Source organism: Aeromicrobium sp. SORGH_AS_0981 (assembly GCF_031453195.1).
Taxonomy (GTDB): Bacteria; Actinomycetota; Actinomycetes; order Propionibacteriales; family Nocardioidaceae; genus Aeromicrobium.
The window spans coordinates 3,633,752-3,650,771 of the sequence record NZ_JAVIZD010000001.1 but is presented as its reverse complement, the minus strand read 5'-3'; the positions used below and the strand labels follow the sequence as shown (position 1 = coordinate 3,650,771).

At 73.0% G+C, this 17,020-nt stretch carries 15 protein-coding genes and 1 tRNA gene; 11 read left to right on the top strand and 5 right to left on the bottom strand.

Going from position 1 to position 17,020, the window contains the following annotated elements; all coding sequences use genetic code 11:
- Nucleotides 1–71 precede the first annotated feature (71 nt).
- Genes QE370_RS18000 through QE370_RS17985 form a run of 4 tightly spaced genes read left to right on the top strand, consistent with a single transcriptional unit; the run spans nucleotide 72 to nucleotide 4,898 of the window.
- A complete protein-coding gene (locus QE370_RS18000; RefSeq protein WP_308207045.1) occupies nucleotides 72–1,286 on the top strand; it encodes a transglycosylase family protein in 1,215 nt (404 codons plus the stop codon).
- Nucleotides 1,259–2,146: a 16S rRNA (adenine(1518)-N(6)/adenine(1519)-N(6))-dimethyltransferase RsmA gene (gene rsmA, locus QE370_RS17995; RefSeq protein ID WP_396127841.1), complete on the top strand. Its 888-nt coding sequence runs from the start codon at nucleotides 1,259–1,261 to the stop codon at nucleotides 2,144–2,146. The genes QE370_RS18000 and rsmA overlap by 28 nt, the downstream gene beginning before the upstream one ends.
- Nucleotides 2,147–2,167: 21 nt before the next feature.
- Entirely contained in the window at nucleotides 2,168–3,088 is a 921-nt protein-coding gene (locus tag QE370_RS17990; protein ID WP_309635207.1) for a 4-(cytidine 5'-diphospho)-2-C-methyl-D-erythritol kinase, read from the top strand.
- A 1-nt stretch (nucleotide 3,089) separates the two neighbouring features.
- Complete coding sequence (locus QE370_RS17985; protein WP_309635206.1) at nucleotides 3,090–4,898, top strand: ABC-F family ATP-binding cassette domain-containing protein; 1,809 nt, start codon at nucleotides 3,090–3,092, stop codon at nucleotides 4,896–4,898.
- 12 nt (nucleotides 4,899–4,910) lie between these two features.
- Here the strand turns inward: QE370_RS17985 and QE370_RS17980 are convergent, their stop codons facing one another.
- Complete coding sequence (locus QE370_RS17980) at nucleotides 4,911–5,414, bottom strand: MarR family transcriptional regulator (RefSeq protein WP_309635205.1); 504 nt, start codon at nucleotides 5,412–5,414, stop codon at nucleotides 4,911–4,913.
- 74 nt (nucleotides 5,415–5,488) lie between these two features.
- On the opposite strand from QE370_RS17980, the gene QE370_RS17975 reads away from it, so the two are divergent.
- The 3 genes from QE370_RS17975 (at nucleotide 5,489) to QE370_RS17965 (ending at nucleotide 7,725) form a co-directional block, all read left to right on the top strand.
- The gene (locus tag QE370_RS17975) at nucleotides 5,489–6,844 is read left to right on the top strand and encodes an amidase family protein (protein WP_309635204.1); all 1,356 of its coding nucleotides are present in this window, start codon (nucleotides 5,489–5,491) and stop codon (nucleotides 6,842–6,844) included.
- Nucleotides 6,841–7,611 (top strand): methyltransferase domain-containing protein, encoded by a 771-nt coding sequence (locus tag QE370_RS17970; protein ID WP_309635203.1) that lies wholly within the window; start codon nucleotides 6,841–6,843, stop codon nucleotides 7,609–7,611. The genes QE370_RS17975 and QE370_RS17970 overlap by 4 nt, the downstream gene beginning before the upstream one ends.
- 35 nt (nucleotides 7,612–7,646) lie before the next feature.
- Nucleotides 7,647–7,725, top strand: a tRNA-Gln gene (locus QE370_RS17965).
- Nucleotides 7,726–7,733: 8 nt separating this feature from the next.
- On the opposite strand, the gene QE370_RS17960 is transcribed toward QE370_RS17965, so the two are convergent.
- Both QE370_RS17960 and QE370_RS17955 read right to left on the bottom strand, forming a co-directional pair.
- A complete protein-coding gene (locus tag QE370_RS17960) occupies nucleotides 7,734–7,898 on the bottom strand; it encodes a hypothetical protein (protein WP_158509177.1) in 165 nt (54 codons plus the stop codon).
- A 52-nt stretch (nucleotides 7,899–7,950) separates the two neighbouring features.
- Nucleotides 7,951–9,273: a DUF222 domain-containing protein gene (locus QE370_RS17955; RefSeq protein ID WP_309635202.1), complete on the bottom strand. Its 1,323-nt coding sequence runs from the start codon at nucleotides 9,271–9,273 to the stop codon at nucleotides 7,951–7,953.
- Between the two features lie 587 nt (nucleotides 9,274–9,860).
- Here QE370_RS17955 and glmU point away from each other — a divergent pair.
- Together glmU and QE370_RS17945 are read left to right on the top strand one after the other, a co-directional pair.
- The gene (gene glmU / locus QE370_RS17950) at nucleotides 9,861–11,348 is read left to right on the top strand and encodes a bifunctional UDP-N-acetylglucosamine diphosphorylase/glucosamine-1-phosphate N-acetyltransferase GlmU (RefSeq protein WP_309635201.1); all 1,488 of its coding nucleotides are present in this window, start codon (nucleotides 9,861–9,863) and stop codon (nucleotides 11,346–11,348) included.
- A gap of 1 nt (nucleotide 11,349) precedes the next feature.
- Nucleotides 11,350–12,315 (top strand): ribose-phosphate diphosphokinase, encoded by a 966-nt coding sequence (locus tag QE370_RS17945; protein ID WP_256475112.1) that lies wholly within the window; start codon nucleotides 11,350–11,352, stop codon nucleotides 12,313–12,315.
- Nucleotides 12,316–12,403: 88 nt separating this feature from the next.
- On the opposite strand, the gene QE370_RS17940 is transcribed toward QE370_RS17945, so the two are convergent.
- Nucleotides 12,404–13,789, bottom strand: coding sequence for a carboxypeptidase-like regulatory domain-containing protein (locus QE370_RS17940; protein ID WP_309635200.1), 1,386 nt, complete (start codon nucleotides 13,787–13,789; stop codon nucleotides 12,404–12,406).
- 194 nt (nucleotides 13,790–13,983) lie between these two features.
- Here QE370_RS17940 and QE370_RS17935 point away from each other — a divergent pair, with 194 nt between their 5' ends.
- Nucleotides 13,984–14,970, top strand: coding sequence for a glycoside hydrolase family 6 protein (locus tag QE370_RS17935; RefSeq protein ID WP_309635199.1), 987 nt, complete (start codon nucleotides 13,984–13,986; stop codon nucleotides 14,968–14,970).
- A gap of 61 nt (nucleotides 14,971–15,031) precedes the next feature.
- Nucleotides 15,032–16,210, top strand: a complete 1,179-nt coding sequence (locus QE370_RS17930; RefSeq protein WP_253026371.1) for a response regulator transcription factor — start codon at nucleotides 15,032–15,034, stop codon at nucleotides 16,208–16,210.
- Nucleotides 16,211–16,271: 61 nt separating this feature from the next.
- On the opposite strand, the gene QE370_RS17925 is transcribed toward QE370_RS17930, so the two are convergent.
- Complete coding sequence (locus QE370_RS17925) at nucleotides 16,272–16,997, bottom strand: hypothetical protein (protein WP_253026369.1); 726 nt, start codon at nucleotides 16,995–16,997, stop codon at nucleotides 16,272–16,274.
- Nucleotides 16,998–17,020: the final 23 nt, after the last annotated feature.

Sequence of the window (17,020 nt, the reverse complement as noted above, 5' to 3'; positions counted from 1 at the left end):
AGCGCCGTCCTCGCGCAGGGTGGACGGGCTGCCCATCTCCAGCTGACCTTGTCCCCGACCAGAGGAAAGCAGTGCACCACCCTCGACAGAACACCCCCCAGACCACCCCTCAGGACCCCGCGGACGCCGCTCGGCGCCGCCACCGCCAGACCACGAAGCGCGTCGTCATCGCCCTCAACCTGGCCGTCCTCCTCGTCCTCGGAGCCGGCGTCGCCGCCTACGGCACGCTCTCCAAGACCGTGACCCTCGACGTCGACGGCCGCAAGGACACCGTCCGCACCTTCGGCACGTCCGTCGGGTCGCTGCTGAAGAGCCACGACGTCCGCACGAAGGACGCCGCCGTCGACGCCGAGCCGACCGCGTCGGTCTCCGACGGCGACACGATCAAGGTCCGCTACGCCAAGGACGTCACGGTCGCCGTCGACGGCACCGTGCGTCGTGAGCGGCTGCACGCCGCCACCGTCGGCGACGTCCTCGACGAGCTCGACGTCTCGCCCCGCAAGGGCGCCGAGGTGAACGCGGCGAAGGACACGCGCCTGGACGACACCGCCTCCACGGTCGTCGTCTCCAACCCCAAGAAGCTCACCGTCCGCGCCGACGGCCGCAAGAAGACCGTCACGAGCGCTGCCCCCACCGCGGGCGAGGTGCTCGAGGAGGCCGGCGTGCGGCTCGGTGCCGCCGACGAGGTCCGCGCCGGCGACGCCCTCGGCGAGGCCGCCCTGGTCAAGCCGGGCGAGCGCGTCGAGGTCGTGCGGGTGCGCATGGTCGACACGGCCCGCACGCTGCGCACCGCCCCGCAGACGGAGGTCCGCGAGGACGACACCCTCGAGAAGGGCACGGAGAAGGTGCTGCGCGCCGGCGCGCCGCGCGTCGTGCAGCAGAAGGTGCTCGTCACCCGGGCCAACGGCAAGGTCCGCTCGACCCTCGTGCTGACCGAGAAGGTCACCGACCGGGGCAGCAAGCGCGTCGTGCTCCGCGGCACGAAGGAGCCCGAGCCGGAGGAGACGACGCTGGCGGCCCCGGCCACCGAGTCGGCCCCCGCGGTCGGCGACGACAGCGTCTGGGACCGCATCGCGCAGTGCGAGTCCGGCGGCAACTGGAGCATCAACACCGGCAACGGCTACTACGGCGGCCTGCAGTTCAGCGCCGCCACGTGGCACAGCGTCGGCGGCCCCGGTCTCCCGCACGAGAACAGCCGCGAGGTGCAGATCAAGTACGCCAAGATCCTGCAGCAGCGCTCCGGCTGGGGCCAGTGGTCCTGCGCCGCGAAGGTCGGTGTGCACTGAGCGGCACCCCGCCCACCCCGGTCTCGCTGCTGGGTGCGGCCGACGTCCGACGCATCGCTGACGCGATCGGACTGCGGCCCACCAAGCAGCGTGGCCAGAACTTCGTGGTCGACGGCAACACCGTGCGCCGTATCGTCCGCGACTCCGGGATCGGCCCCGACGACGTCGTCGTCGAGGTCGGTCCCGGTCTCGGTTCCCTGACCCTGGCGCTGCTCGAGGTCGCCCGCCACGTCGTGGCCGTCGAGGTCGACCCGGTCCTCGCCCAGCGTCTGCCGACGACCGTCGCCGAGCAGGCGCCGGGCCACGTCGAGCGTCTCGACCTCGTCCTGGCCGACGCGATGCGCGTCGAGGAGCTGCCCGGGCCCACGCCCACCGCGCTGGTCGCCAACCTGCCCTACAACGTGTCCGTCCCGGTGCTGCTGCACCTGCTGGAGCGCTTCGGGACGCTCGCGTCGGTGCTCGTCATGGTGCAGGCCGAGGTCGCCCACCGGCTCGCGGCGCCGCCCGGCTCCCGCACCTACGGCGTCCCGAGCGTGAAGGCGGCCTGGTACTGCGACGTCGCCCTCGCGGGCACGGTCGGACGGCAGGTGTTCTGGCCCGTGCCGAACGTCGACTCCGCGCTCGTGTCGCTGCGTCGACGTGGCACGCCCGGCGACGACGACCTGCGTCGGGCCACCTTCCGCGTCGTCGACGCCGCCTTCGCGCAGCGTCGCAAGACGCTGAGGGCCGCGCTCTCGGGCCTCGCGGGCTCCGGCGCGGCGGCCGAGACGGCTCTGCGCGCGGCCGACGTCGACCCGCAGGCCAGGGGTGAGCAGCTCGACGTCGTGGCGTTCGCGCGCATCGCCGCTGCCCTCGGCTGAGCGGATCGGTAGGTTGGTGCGGTGAGAACCGTCAGCGTGCGCGTGCCAGCCAAGATCAACCTGGCCCTCGGCGTCGGCGGCGTCCGTGAGGACGGCTTCCACCCGCTCGCGACGGTCTACCAGGCCGTCGACCTGTACGACGAGGTCCGAGCCACCGCGAACGAGACCGGCGAGGTGACGGTCGAGACGACCAGCGACGTCCCGGGCGCCGAGACCGAGGCGTCCCTGGTTCCGCGCGGTCGGGACAACCTCGCCGTGCGCGCCGCGCTCGCGCTGCGTGAGCAGACAGGCGTCGAGGCCGGTGTGGATCTCGTGATCCGCAAGGCGATCCCGGTGGCCGGCGGCATGGCCGGCGGCTCGGCCGACGCCGCGGCGACCCTCGTCGCGTGCAACGACGTGTGGGGGCTCGGGTGGTCGCGGCACGAGCTCGAGCCGGTCGCGGCCGGTCTCGGCAGCGACGTGCCGTTCCTCCTGCACGGCGGCAACGCGATCGGCGGTGGACGCGGCGAGCTGGTCAGCCCGGTCCTGGCGCGTGGCTCCTACCACTGGGTCGTCGCGGTGTCCGGCATCGGACTGTCGACGGCGTCGGTGTACGCCGAGTTCGACCGGCTGAACGCCGACCGGGAGCTGGCGACGCCCGAGGTCCCCGACGCGCTGCTCGCGGCCCTGCGTTCGGGCGACGCCGTCGCGCTCGGGGCCGCGCTCTCCAACGACCTCACGGAGGCCGCGCTCTCGCTGCGGCCCGACCTGGCCCAGACCCTCGAGGTGGGGGTGGAGGCCGGAGCGCTCGGTGCGCTGGTCTCCGGCTCCGGCCCCACGTGCGTGTTCCTCGCCGCCGACGAGCAGCAGAGCCTCGACATCGCGATCGCGCTCGCCGGCACGGGGCGTTGCGCCGACGTCGTCCAGTCGATCGGGCCCGTGCCCGGCGTGCGGGTGGTCTGAGGTGGCCGCACCGGCCGGCCGTCGCACCCCGCTCATCGGCGGCGAGGGGCTGCAGCTGTCGTTCCCGACGAAGGACGTCCTCGACGACGTCACCCTCGGCCTGGCCGAGGGGCAGCGGGTCGGCATCGTCGGCCGCAACGGCGACGGCAAGTCGACGTTGATGCGGGTGCTGGCGCGTCGGCTCGAGCCTGACGAGGGCCGGGTCACCTGGCGCCGCGACCTGCGCGTCGGCTACGTCGACCAGTCCGACAGGCTCGACCCCGGGCTCACGGTCGCGCAGACCGTCGTCGGCGACACCGCCGAGCACGTGTGGGCGGGGGACCCGCGGGTGCGCGACGTCGTCGCCGGGCTGCTCGCCGACGTCGACTGGGACGGTCCCGTCGCCGGCCTCAGCGGCGGCCAGCGTCGTCGCGTGTCGCTCGCGGCCGTCCTCGTCGGCGAGCACGACGTGCTGTTCCTCGACGAGCCCACCAACCACCTCGACGTCGAGGGGGTCACCTGGTTGGCCGCCCACCTGAACGCGCGCTTCGCGTCGGGCCAGGGCGCCTTCGTGGTGGTCACGCACGACCGCTGGTTCCTCGACGAGGTGTGCACCGACACCTGGGAGGTCCACGACGCGGTCGTGGAGCCGTTCGAGGGCGGGTACGCCGCCTACGTCCTGCAGCGCGTCGAGCGGGACCGCCAGGCTGCTGCGGCCGAGTCGCGCCGACAGAACCTCCTGCGCAAGGAGCTGGCGTGGCTGCGGCGGGGCGCGCCGGCCCGCACGTCGAAGCCGAAGTTCCGCATCGACGCGGCCAACGAGCTGATCGAGCGCGAGCCGCCCGTGCGCGACAGCGTCGAGCTGAGACGGGTCGCGACGGCGCGGCTCGGCAAGGACGTCGTCGACCTGCTCGACGTGTCGGTCTCCTTCGGCGACCGCGAGGTGCTCTCCCACGTCGAGTGGCGGATCGCGCCGGGCGAGCGGACCGGCATCCTGGGCCCCAACGGCGCCGGCAAGAGCACGCTGCTCTCGCTCGTCGCCGGTCGGCTGCAGCCGACGCGGGGCCGGGTCAAGCGCGGCACCACGGTCCGGGTGGCGACCCTGACACAGGCGCTGACGGAGCTCGACGCGATCGCCGACGACCGGGTCCGCGACGTCGTGGCGGCGCGCCGCGCCAGCTACCAGGCCGACGGGGCGGAGGTGACCCCGTCGCAGATGCTCGAGCGGCTCGGGTTCTCCAGCGCCCAGCTGTCGAACCGGGTCAAGGACCTGTCGGGCGGTCAGCGTCGTCGCCTGCAGCTGCTGCTCACCCTGCTCGACGAGCCGAACGTGCTGATCCTCGACGAGCCGACCAACGACATGGACACCGACATGCTGGCGGCGATCGAGGACCTCCTCGACACGTGGCCGGGCACGCTGCTCGTCGTCAGCCACGACCGCTACCTGCTGGAGCGCGTGACCGACCACCAGTACGCCGTGCTGGACGGCCGGCTGCGGCACCTGCCGGGCGGGGTCGACGAGTACCTGCGGCTGCGCCGGTCCGCGGACCCCGCCGGGCCCGACGTCCCCGCTCCCGCGGCGGCCGCGTCGCCCGCCGTTCCGGCAGGGTCGCCCGGCAGCGGCTCGGCCCAGGACCGTCAGGCGCGGAAGGAGGCGGCCCGCCTGGAGCGGCAGATCGAGCGGCTCAGCGCGCAGGAGGCCGACCTCGAGCGTCGGATGGTGGAGGCGGCCACGGAGCCGGCCCGGCTCGTGCCGCTCTCCGCGGAGCACGCGGAGGTCGTGGCCGAGCGCGAGCGCCTGGAGGAGCGGTGGCTCGAGGTGGCCGACTGACCCGACGTCGGGTCAGACGTGGCGGGCCAGCGTGCGCAACGACGCGGCCAGCGTCTCGGCGTCGTCCGGGTCGAGGCTGGACAGCAGCGACCTCTCCTGCTCGAGGAGCTCGTCGAGGGCGGCGTCGACGGCCGCGCGACCCGCGGCCGTGAGGGTGACGAGCACGCCGCGGCGGTCGCCCGGGTCGGCCTCGCGGGCGACGAGGCCGCGTCCCGCGAGCCGGTCGACGCGGTTCGTCATCGTGCCGCTCGTGACCATGGTCTCGGTGACGAGCCGGCCGGGGGAGAGCTGGTAGGGCGGACCCGACCGCCGCAGGGCGGACAGCACGTCGAACTCCCACGGCTCGAGCGCGTGGGCCGCGAACGCCGCCCGGCGCGCGCGGTCGAGGTGACGGGCGAGGCGCGTGACCCGGCTGAGCACCTGCATGGGGCGGGTGTCGAGGTCGGGGCGCTCGCGCTGCCAGGCCGCGACGATGCCGTCGACCTCGTCGACCTCGTCGAGCTCGTCGGCACCCATGGCGACACTGTAGTTCGTCAAGAATCTTGATGTCGAGATTGTTGTCGAGCCGGTGGGGGCCTACGGTGTCGCCCATGGACGTCGACGACCTCGTGGGCCGTGGCCCGGCCACCCTCGTTCCGTTGCTGCGCGACCGCACGGTGTCCGCGCGCGAGCTGACCATCGCCACGCTCGACGCGATCGAGCGTGAGGACGCCCGCGTGAACGCCGTCGTCGAGCTGCTCGCCGACGAGGCGTTCGACGCCTCGACGGAGGCGGACGCGAGGATCGCCCGCGGCGAGACCGGGCCGCTGCTCGGCGTGCCCGTCGCCATCAAGAACGACGCCGACCTCGCCGGCCGGGTGACCGGGCTCGGGTCGCGGGCTGTCTCCCAGGTGGCGCGCCAGGACGGCCCGCTCGTCGAGGCGCTGCTCGCGGCGGGTGCCGTGCCCGTGGCCACGACGACGCTCCCCGAGCTCGCGATCTACGGGTTCACCGAGTCGGCGGCCCGGGGCGTGACGCGCAACCCGCACGACCTCGACCGCACGCCCGGTGGGTCGTCCGGGGGGTCGGCCGCGCTCGTCGCCGCGGGCGCGGTCGGGGTGGCGACGGCCTCCGACGGTGCCGGCTCGATCCGCATCCCCGCGGCGAGCTGTGGTCTCGTCGGGTTCAAGACGACCCACGGGTTCGTGCCCGGCTCGGGGGGCTGGCACGGTCTCTCGACGCAGGGCTGCGTGACCCCGACGGTGCGCGACACCGCCGTCTACCTCGACGCGGTGGGGCACGGTGCTCCCGGCGCGCTCGCGCACGCGGCTGACACGGCTCCACGGACGCTCAGGATCGGTGTGACGACGAGCGCCGCCGCCGCGGGGCGTCCCGAGCCGCTGCACCGCGACGTGAAGTCGGCCGTCGACCACGTGGCGGGCCTGCTCGACGGGCTCGGGCACGAGGTCACGACCGTCAAGGTGCCGTACGGTCTCGACGCGAAGGCGCTCACCGTGCGCTACCTCGCCGGCATCGCCGAGTCGGCGTCGCGCGTCGACGACCCGTCGCTGCTCGAGCCGCGCACCCGTCAGGTGGTGCGCCTCGGCCGCCCCTTCGGCCCGTCGGCGGTGGCGTGGGCGCAGCGCGCCGGGCACCGGTTCGGCTCGACGGTGCTCGACCGGCTCGGCGTCGACGTGCTCCTGTCACCCGTGATGAGCGGTCCCGCGCTGCCCGTCGGGCACTTCGCCGGCAAGGGCGGTCTGCGCACGGTGCTCGGCATGAACGCGTTCTACCCGTACACGGCGCAGTGGAACCACGCCGGGCTGCCGGCCGTCTCCCTGCCAGTCGGCCGGTCGCGCAAGCGGGGGCTCCCGTTGGCCGTCCAGCTCGTCGCACGTCGCGAGCAGGACCCGCTCCTGATGTCGGTGGCGTCCCAGGTCGAGGCAGCGCTGCGAGGTCCCGCATGAGGTGGGACCCGGAGCAGTACCTACGCTTCGCCGACGACCGGGGGCGTCCGTTCATCGACCTGGTCGCCCGGGTGCCGTCGGACGCCGGCGTCGTGGTCGACCTCGGCTGCGGAGCCGGCAACCTCACGACCGTGCTGCGTGGCCGCTGGCCCGGTGCCCGCGTGCTGGGCGTCGACTCGTCGCCCGAGATGGTCGCGCGCGCGACGGCGACGAACGAGGATCCCGAGGCGTCGTACGTCGTCTCGGACGTGACGACGTGGGCGCCCGACGGACCGGTGGACGTGATCACGTCGAACGCGATGTTCCAGTGGGTGCCCGAGCAGGAGGAGGTCCTGCGGCGTCTGGCGAAGCACGTGACGCCGGGTGGCGCGATCGCCGTGCAGGTGCCGAACAACGCCGACGCACCGAGCCATGCACTGATGCGGGAGGTCGCGGACCGTCCCGCCTACGCGGACCACACGGCGGGGGTGCTCTCGGTGCGTGGCACCGGTCCGCAGACGTACCTCGACCTGTTCGCGTCGCTGGGCTGGTCGTGCGACGCCTGGGAGACGACGTACCTGCACGTGCTGCCAGGCGACGACCCGGTCTTCGAGTGGGTCAAGGGCACGGGAGCGCGCCCGGTCCTGCATGCCCTGCCGGACGACCTGCGGGAGCGGTTCGTGGCGGACTACAAGGCGGAGCTGCGCGAGGCGTACCCGCGTCGGCCGTACGGGACGGTGCTCCCGTTCCGTCGGACGTTCGCGGTCGCCGTCCGTCCGCTCGGGTAGCCTGGGACGGCCGTCGTGGCTCTGCGTCGCGACGATCCCCGGTTGGTCTGCCGGCAGGGCCCGCCTGACTTTGAATCAGGACAAGCGACGTAGGTTCGACTCCTACCCGGGGAGCCGTACGGTCAGTCCTCGTCGAGGGTGCCGACCGGGTCGAAGGTGAAGGATCCGAGGTGCTCCTGCACGCCGCGGAAGGCGTCCGCGATCTCGGGATCTTCCAGGGCCTTCTCCAGGGAACGCAGAGCCTCCTGCGTCCGCACGTCGGTGGTCTCCTCGATGGGGTCGCTCATACGTCCATGGTGACGCGGACCCGGGCGTCGCGCTGGGTGAGCGCGCCCCGTCTCATCGGGGTCGGTACTGGATGTGGTCGGGGTGGGTGTGGTGGATCTCGACGAACTGGATGGTGCGGGGGCGTCGGGTCCAGGCGCGGGTGAACGCGGTCTCGGCCTCGATGGTGCGGGTGGGTAGGTGCCAGCGGGCGTTGCCGTCCTCGTCGTGGGTGACGGTGAGGGCTCCTCGGGTCTTGAGGCCGTGGTGGGGTGGGCACCGGTGGTGCAGGTTGCTTGCGGTGGTGGGTCCGCGCTGCTGGCCGGGTTGTCGTCCGTCGGGTGGTGGGTCGGGGTCGTGGGGGATCTGGTGGTCGACGTCGCAGCCGGTGGCGGGTCGGGTGCAGCCGGGAACGTCACAGGTCCCGTCGATGAGGTCCAACGCGCGACGCAGGGGCTGGGTCGGGAAGCGGCCCAGCTCGGTCACGTCGAGGATCCCGCTGTTCTCGTCGGTCAACAACCGCGAGAACAACGTGCCTTCGGCGGTGGCGAGCTCGGCGAGCAGGGCGGGGTCGAGGACGTGCTGCCCGTCGGCAGAGACGCCCGGCTCGCTGGAGAGGCCGAGCAGGGTGGCCAGGGAGACGGTGATCCCGACGTGGAACCGGCCACGCCCTGACGTGCCGACCGGCGTGCGGCCAGCGGTGTCGGTCTCGCCCTTCTGGAGGGGGGTGTCGACGAGGGCGTCGGCGCGGGCCTGGGCCAGGGTCCGCTCATCGTCGGCGCTCTGGCTGCGGGACGCCTTCGCGGCCAGGGTCAGGTCCCGGTCGATCAACACCGCGTCAGCCGTGGGGATGAGGGCCTGCAGCAGACTCATCCCGTCATCCAGGGCCGTGATCGTGACGTTGCGGTCCTGTTGGGCGGCCTGGCGGCGCTCGATCGCCTGGTCGGGCTCGACCCGGACGAGGAACCGACGCAGCCACCCCTTCAGCTGACCCAACGTGTGGCTGGTGGCGTAGGCGAGCACGGTCTCGTCCAACCGGGTCACGTTCTCCGGCGCATGCAGCTTCCAGGCGGTCGAGGCGATCTCGCGGGCCTTGGCCCGATCGACCTCACCGCGCAGGTGGCCAGCCCACACGGTGGGCAGGTCCACCACCAGGGTGCGGGTGGCCGAGACCAGGTTCGCCACGAACCCCTGCGCGACGTGCAGCTCGAGGGCGGCCTCCAGGATCGCGACCTGCCGGGCGTCCTCGACCTGACGAGCCGACAGGCCTTGGGCGAGGGCGTCGGTGCGGCGGGTCTCCACGAACCGCAGCACCGCCCGAGCCTGCTCCGCCTCACCCGCCCACACCCGACGCGACGCGGTCGCCGCGTCAGCCAGGAGGGTGTCGGTGGGGCTCATGTCTCCAACCTAGGCACCCCCTCCGACACCCCCCTCCAGCCCGGAAAACTCCTGTGGACAGTGGAGTTTCTGCTGGTTCGCGCTGGGCCGTTGCCGGGTGGTCTCGATACGTCAGGACGAGCTCGCTGGCGCTCGCCGTCCTGACTACTCGACCAGCGGAACGATTCGCTGGTCGAGTAGTCGGGCCTGGCGAGGTACGAGCCTGGGGCCGACGTATCGAGACCACTCCAAGCTGTCGCTGCGGGGTGGCTCGCGCGGGGCTGTTGCCGGGTGGTCTCGATACGTCCGACCGGGCTCCTTCGTCGCCGGTCGGCCTACTCGACCAGCGGAACGATTCGCTGGTCGAGTAGTCGGGCCTGGCGAGGTACGAGCCTGGGTCCGACGTATCGAGACCACTCCAAGCTGTCGCTGCGGGGTGGCTCGCGCTGAGCCGTTGCCGGGTGGTCTCGATACGTCAGGACTTCGCAAGCTCGTCCTGACTACTCGACCAGCGGTATCTCGCGCTCCTCGACCAGCAGGTCCTGCCGTTCAAGGGCGGGGTGGTGGACGGGGGCGGGTGGGCCGGGTGGCTCCGTACACTGGCGGGCGTGCCTGAGACCTCCTCGTCGCCCGTGACCGCGATCGTCCTCGCCGCCGGGGCGGGGACGCGGATGAAGTCGCGCACCGCCAAGGTGCTGCACGAGCTGGGCGGCCGGAGCATGCTCGTCCACGCGCTGGAGGCCGTCCGGCAGGTCGGCGCGGCGCGGGTCGTCGCCGTCGTCGGCCACGACCGCGAGCAGGTGTCCGCGGCCGTCACCGCGCACGACGCGGGCGTCGTGCAGGCGGTCCAGGAGGAGCAGCGCGGCACGGGCCACGCCGTACGGGTCGCGCTCGACACCCTCGCGTCGCAGCTGAAGGCCGAGGGCATCTCGTTCGAGGACTTCGACGACACGGTGCTCATCACCTACGGCGACGTCCCTCTGTTGTCTCCCGACACCCTGGTGGAGCTTCTCGAAGGACACCAGCGCTCGGGCAGCCGTGTCACGGTTCTGACGTCGATCATCGACGATCCCACCGGCTACGGCCGGATCCTGCGCGACGCGGACGGGGCGGTCGTCGCGATCCGCGAGCACAAGGATGCTTCGGACACCGAGCGTGAGGTGCGAGAGGTGAACAGCGGGATCATGGTGGTCGACGCCGTGTTCCTCGACCACGCCACCAGCACGCTCGACACCGACAACGCCCAGGGCGAGCTCTATCTCACCGACATCGTCGACCGCGCCGTCCACGAGTGCCAGCCTGTCGGCGCGCACGTGCTGGAGGACGTCTGGCAGACGAAGGGCGTCAACGACCGCGTGCAGCTGGCCGAGCTGGCCGCCGAGCTCAACCGGCGCACCACGGAGCACTGGATGCGCCAGGGGGTGACGATCGTCGACCCCGCCACGACCTGGATCGACTCCGACGTGACCCTCGGCGCCGACACCGTCCTGCACCCGGGGACCCAGCTGCTCGGCGCGACGACCGTGGGGGAGGGGGCCACGATCGGGCCCGACACCACCCTGCGCAACGTCGAGGTGGGCGACGGCGCCAGCGTCGTCCGCACCCACGGGTCCGACGCGGTCGTCGGGGCGGGGGCGAGCGTCGGACCGTTCGCCTACCTGCGTCCCGGTGCCGAGCTCGGCGCGCGCGGCAAGATCGGCACGTTCGTCGAGGTCAAGAACGCGACCCTCGGCGAGGGTGCCAAGGTCCCGCACCTGAGCTACGTCGGCGACGCGGAGATCGGCGAGGGCACGAACATCGGCGCCGGCACGATCACGGCGAACTACGACGGCGTGCACAAGCACCGCACGGTCGTCGGCAGGCACGCCCGGACCGGCTCGGACAACGTCTTCGTGGCGCCCGTGACGATCGGCGACGGAGCCTTCACCGGGGCCGGGACGATCGTCCGCGAGGACGTCCCGCCGGGGGCGCTGGCCGTGAGCTCCGGGTCACAGAGGACCATAGACGGGTGGGTGCAGCGCAAGCGGCCGGGCACCCCCTCCGCCGACGCCGCTGCCCCTGTCGACGACCCCGCCGAGGAGACCGCCGGTGAGTGACCTGCTCAAGAAGACGCCGACCAAGAAGATCATGCTCTTCTCGGGTCGTGCTCACCCCGTGCTCGCCGAGGAGGTCGCGAACCTGCTCGAGGTGCCGCTGGTGCCCACGACGGCGTACGACTTCGCCAACGGCGAGATCTACGTCCGCTTCGACGAGTCGGTCCGCGGCAGCGACGCCTTCGTCATCCAGAGCCACTCCGCGCCGATCAACGAGGCGATCATGGAGCAGCTCATCATGATCGACGCCCTGAAGCGTGCGTCGGCCAAGCGCATCACGGTGATCCTGCCGTTCTACGGCTACGCCCGCCAGGACAAGAAGCACCTCGGTCGCGAGCCGATCTCGGCGCGCCTCATGGCCGACCTCTTCACCGCTGCCGGAGCCGACCGGCTGATGACCGTCGACCTGCACACGGCCCAGATCCAGGGCTACTTCGACGGCCCCGTCGACCACCTGCTGGCCATGCCGATCCTCACCCGCTACGTCAAGAACAACTACGGCGACCAGCCGCTCGCGGTCGTCTCGCCCGACGCAGGCCGCATCAAGGTGGCGGAGTCGTGGGCCAACGCCCTCGGCGGTGCGCCGCTGGCGTTCATCCACAAGACCCGCGACCCGCGTCGCCCCAACGAGTCCAAGGCCAACCGCGTGGTCGGCGAGGTCGAGGGTCGCACCTGCATCCTCGTCGACGACCTCATCGACACCGGCGGCACCATCGTCCAGGCCGCCGAGGCGCTGAAGGCCGACGGCGCGGCCGACGTGGTGATCGCCGCGACGCATGCCGTGTTCTCCGGGCCGGCCGTCGACCGGCTGAAGAACTCGGTCGCGCGCGAGGTCGTCGTCACCAACACGCTGCCCCTCTCCGACGAGCAGCGCTTCGACTCGCTGACCGTGCTCTCCATCGCGCCGCTGCTGGCCCAGGCCACCGCCGCCGTGTTCGAGGACGGCTCGGTCACCAGCCTGTTCAGCTGACCACCGCACCACGACGAGGGGCCCCGGCACACGTGCCGGGGCCCCTCGTCGTCGTGCTGCGTCGTCGTGCTGCGTCGTCGTTCTGGGGTCAGCCGGCGGTCGGCGTGACGGTCGGGGTGGGGGAGGCCGTCGGGGTCGGCGAGGCGGTCGGCGTCGGCGTCGGCGTGGCGGTCGGGCTCGGCGACGCCGTGGGCGTCGGGGTCGGCGTCGGGACGGGCGCCCCGTCGCGGACCAGGCCGAAGGCCCCGCCGGACGGTGCGTTCACGCTGCGGCACGGTCCGCCGTCCACCGTGGGCTGGGCGGCCGAGACGACGGTGCCGATCTTCGAGCCGAGGCCGGAGACGGTGAGCTTGTGGTACTTCTGGCCGTGGATGGGCTGCTCGACCTGCAGCACGAGCGTCAGCCAGCAGCTCTTCGTGGGCAGGGTGCCGCCGAGCCGGAACACCCCGTCGGCCTCGCTGGTCGCCGAACCGACGCGCGTGCCGTTGTCGTCGAAGAGCAGGGCCTTGACCCCGGCGAGCGGCTCGTTCGACGTGGCGTCCTTGACCTGACCGACGAGCCGTCCGCCGACCCGGGTGAGGCGGGCGGACGTGGCGGTGGTGCTGCCCGAGCGGACGCTGCCCGCAAGGTGGACGCGCGCCCCGGCGTAGCCCTGCACGCCGGGGATGATCGCGTCGTACCGGCCTGGCGCGAGGCCCTTCGCGGTGAAGGCGCCGCCGCGGGCGCGCACGACCCACCACTGTCCGGTCGTGCGGTTGACGAGGGTCAGGGTGACCGCCGACCGCACGCCCGACTGGCCGGCGTAGAGGTCGCCGACCATGGTGCCGGCGCGCGTGCCGAGGGCCACGCGGACGTCGCGGTTGCGGCCCTGGCGCAGCCCGCTGACCCAGAGGCTGCGGCCCACCCACCTCTGGCGGGCGTCCCAGACGAACACCGAGTAGTTGCCGGCCGGCAGGCCCCCGATCGCGAACCCGCCGCGACGGTCGGCCGTGACGGTGTAGGCGGTGCCGTCGCGGGTGACCGCGGTGACGCGGGCTCCGGCGGCCAGGACCCGACCCCGGGCCGGGCCCTTCGAGACGCGACCAGTGATGCTCGCGCCGCGGGCCATGCTGATGTTCGCGATGGTCGTGCTGCCGCCGCGCACGACGACCTTCACGTCGCGGGAGACGCGGGCGTTGACGTCCCAACGGGGGCGGCGGTCGCTCACGCGCAGGTGGTAGGTGCCGGGAGCCAGCCACGGGGTGGCGTAGCCGCCGCTCGTGCGGAACGACGTCTTCTGGCGCCACGACGCGTCGAACACGGTGACGGTGACGTCCCTGACCGGACGACCGGTACCCGCCTCGGTGATGGCGCCGCGGACGCGACCGGTCTCGTCGGCCTGGACGGGGGCGACCAGACCGAGGAGCAGGGCGACGACGGCGAGGATGCCGAGCAGCAGCCGGGGTGCGGGCACCCGCGTGCGTACGTCGGACATGACGATCTCCCTCCGGAGCCGGCGGACGGCTCTCGTGTCTCCCACCGCGATTCTAGTGCGGGTGCTCCGCCGGGATCCCCGGTTTCGCAGGGGCCGAAGGTCCTGGATCTGCCGGGACCGTCGGCCCGCGCGATGAGGAACCGGCCAGTATCCTCAGCCCGTGACCGGGTGCCGGTCCGAGAGGGAGGGTCGAGGTGCAGTCGTCGCACACGCGTCGCTGGGAGCTGGCCGCCGGGGTGGTCGCTGCCGCCGTGGCGGTCTCGGTCGTGCTGCACCTGCTCGGGGTCTCCCTGCCGTTCTGGCCGGCAGGGGCGCAGAGCTCGAACCCGTTCTCCTCCGGCCGCGTCTACGTCGACCCGCACTCGCAGGCGCGCCAGGCGGCCGACGCCGCGTCCGGCGACGACGCGACGGTGCTGCGCCGCGTGGCCGACACGCCTACGGCGATCTGGCTGACGCCCGAGGCGTGGCCGCAGCAGCAGGTGGAGGCGCACGTGCGGCGCATCGCGACCGCGGCGCGCGACGCCGACCGGGTGGCCCTGCTCGTCGTCTACGGCATCGCCGACCGCGACTGCCAGGGCGGTGAGTCGGCGGGCGGGCTGCCGCCCGACGCGTACCGCGACTGGGTCGGAGCGGTCGCGGACGGTGCGCGGGGCATCGGCACGACGGTCGCGGTGCTCGAGCCCGACGCCGTCGCCGACGCAGGCCAGTGCGCCGACGCCGACAGCCGGCTCGCGCTGCTGCACGACGCGGTCGACACGCTCGCCGACGCGCACGTCACGACCTACGTCGACGGCGGCCACTCGGACTGGGTGGACCCCCAGGAGATGGCCTCACGGCTCGAGCGCGCGGGCGTCGGCGACGCGCGCGGGTTCGCGACCAACGTCTCCTTCTACGCCGACGACGCCCGGGAGCGCGCCTACGCGGAGGCCGTCTCGCAGGCGCTGGGCGGCAGCCACTACGTGATCGACACGGGCCGCAACGGCAACGGCTCGGACGGCGAGTGGTGCAACCCGCCGGGTCGCGCGCTGGGTCGGACGCCGGCAGCCGGGGACGGGTCGCTCGACGCCGTCCTGTGGATCAAGCCGCCCGGCGAGAGCGACGGATCGTGCAACGGCGGGCCCCCCGCCGGGCAGTGGTGGGCCGAGCGCGCGCTCGACCTGGCGCGCGCCGCCGGGTGGTGACTTCGCCCGCACGAGGGACAGTTCGGTCTGCGGCGGCCCTGGTCGTTGCTACGCTCGCCGCATGGGAGAGAGTGGCGCGCCGATCGCCGTCGTCATCGAGGATGACGCGGACGTCCGGCATCTGCTCCGGACGATCCTCGTCCGGAGCGGTTTCGAGGTCGTCCTGACGAAGGACGGTCCAGAGGGTGTCGAGGCGGTGCGGGCGTACGACCCCGTGCTCACGACGCTCGACGTGAACATGCCCGGCATGGACGGGTTCGCCGCCGCCAAGCTGATCCGCGAGTTCAGCGCCACCTACATCATCATGCTCACCGGACTCGACGACGAGATCGACGTCGTGCAGGGTCTGGACTCCGGTGCCGACGACTACCTCGTGAAGCCGTTCCGGCCCCGCGAGCTGCGAGCGCGGATCGAGTCGGTCATGCGCCGACCGCGTCACCACGTCGACGTCGAAGGCTTCGAGCCCTCGCCGAACGGTGTCGCGTCGACGCCGCCGTCGGCGACGCAGGACCTCCCGCAGCAGGTGCAGGGACGTCCGGTGCCGCCGCCGGTCGAGGCACCGCCGTACGAGCGGCCCCACCAGGACGTGGCCCGGCACCAGGCGCCGGCCTCGTACCCCGTGCAGCCCGCCCGCCCCGAGCCCGCCTATCCCGAGCCGGGCTATCCCGAGCCGACCTACGCCGAGCGGCAGCCTCCCGCGCCGGGGTACCCCGACGCTCGCTACGGCGACGTCCCGCAGCAGCAGGCGCCCTACGCCGACCCCGGTCCGCGCTACCAGGCCGCGCCCCAGCCCGTGGCCCCGCCGGTCGACCCTGGTCCGGCCTACCCGACCCACCAGGCGGGCGGTCACGCGGTCAGCCACGCGCCGGCCGTCCACGCCGGTGCGCCGCCGCCGGCCCAGACCGGCAACGACGCCTGGATGCGCTGCAACGGGCTCGCGGTCAACGTCGACACCCGCACGGTCACGGTCGACGGTCGCACCGTCGACCTGACCCGGACCGAGTTCGACCTCGTCGCCTCGCTGATGGCGACCGGTCGTCGGGTGCGCAGCAAGGCCGACCTCGTCCTGACGCTGCGGGGGCAGAACTACGTCACGACCTACTTCGTGAACGAGGCCGACAAGCGCGCCGTCGAGGTGCACATGGCGAACGTGCGGCGCAAGCTCGGCGACTCCAGCACCACGCCGCGGTGGATCGAGACGGTCCGCGGCGTCGGGTACCGCATGGCCGAGGACGCCTGAGCGGTCGAGCCCGCCCGGCGTCCTCGTCCGGCCTCACCGCCCGGCACCCGGGGGTGCGGCGTCAGTTGGCGTTGATCGGGATCTTCTGCGCCTCGGTGGGGGTCTTCGAGGCGAAGATCGCGATCGGCACCTCCTGCGTCACCAGCTCGGGCACGTACTGGCGGCTTCCCGCGCGGCGCTGGATCCACACGGTCGCCTTGAAGGTCAGCGTCACGCCCTTGGTGTCCATGGCGAGCGGCCCGATCTTCTGGTTGCGCAGCTCGAAGGCGCCCTTCGGCGACGTGATGAGCATGCCGTAGCGCGACGCGACCGGCTCCGGGTCGAAGGTGATGCGTCGCGCGTCCGCGTCGAGCGTGTACGGGTTCTCGACGTCGCCCGAGGACGTCGTCGTGGCCGACGAGACCTGGATCCGGCCGAGGTAGACGCGTCGCTTCGTGCGGAACGGGTCGCGCAGCTTGCGCGAGAGGTCGTAGGCCTGCAGCGTGAAGGAGAAGTACTTGTCGCCGAGGGGGTACCACTCGTTCGTGCGGGGCGTCGACTTCGTCGGCCAGATCGTGTAGACGAAGTCGAGGGTGCCGACCTTCACGTGCGACTGGAACGTGCCGTCCCGCGTGAACTGGGAGTTGAACGCGGGCGTGGGCGAGGCGGTGGCGCTCGGGGTGGCGGCCGGTGCCGGCTCGCGGTCGACGAGGCCGCACGCGCCGAGGACCAGCGACGCCACGAGGGCGAGGACGACGGCCGACGTCACGCGGGCGACGGGCAGGGGGCGGCGGGGTGCGCTGGTCACGGGTGTGCTTCCTTCGAGAGGAC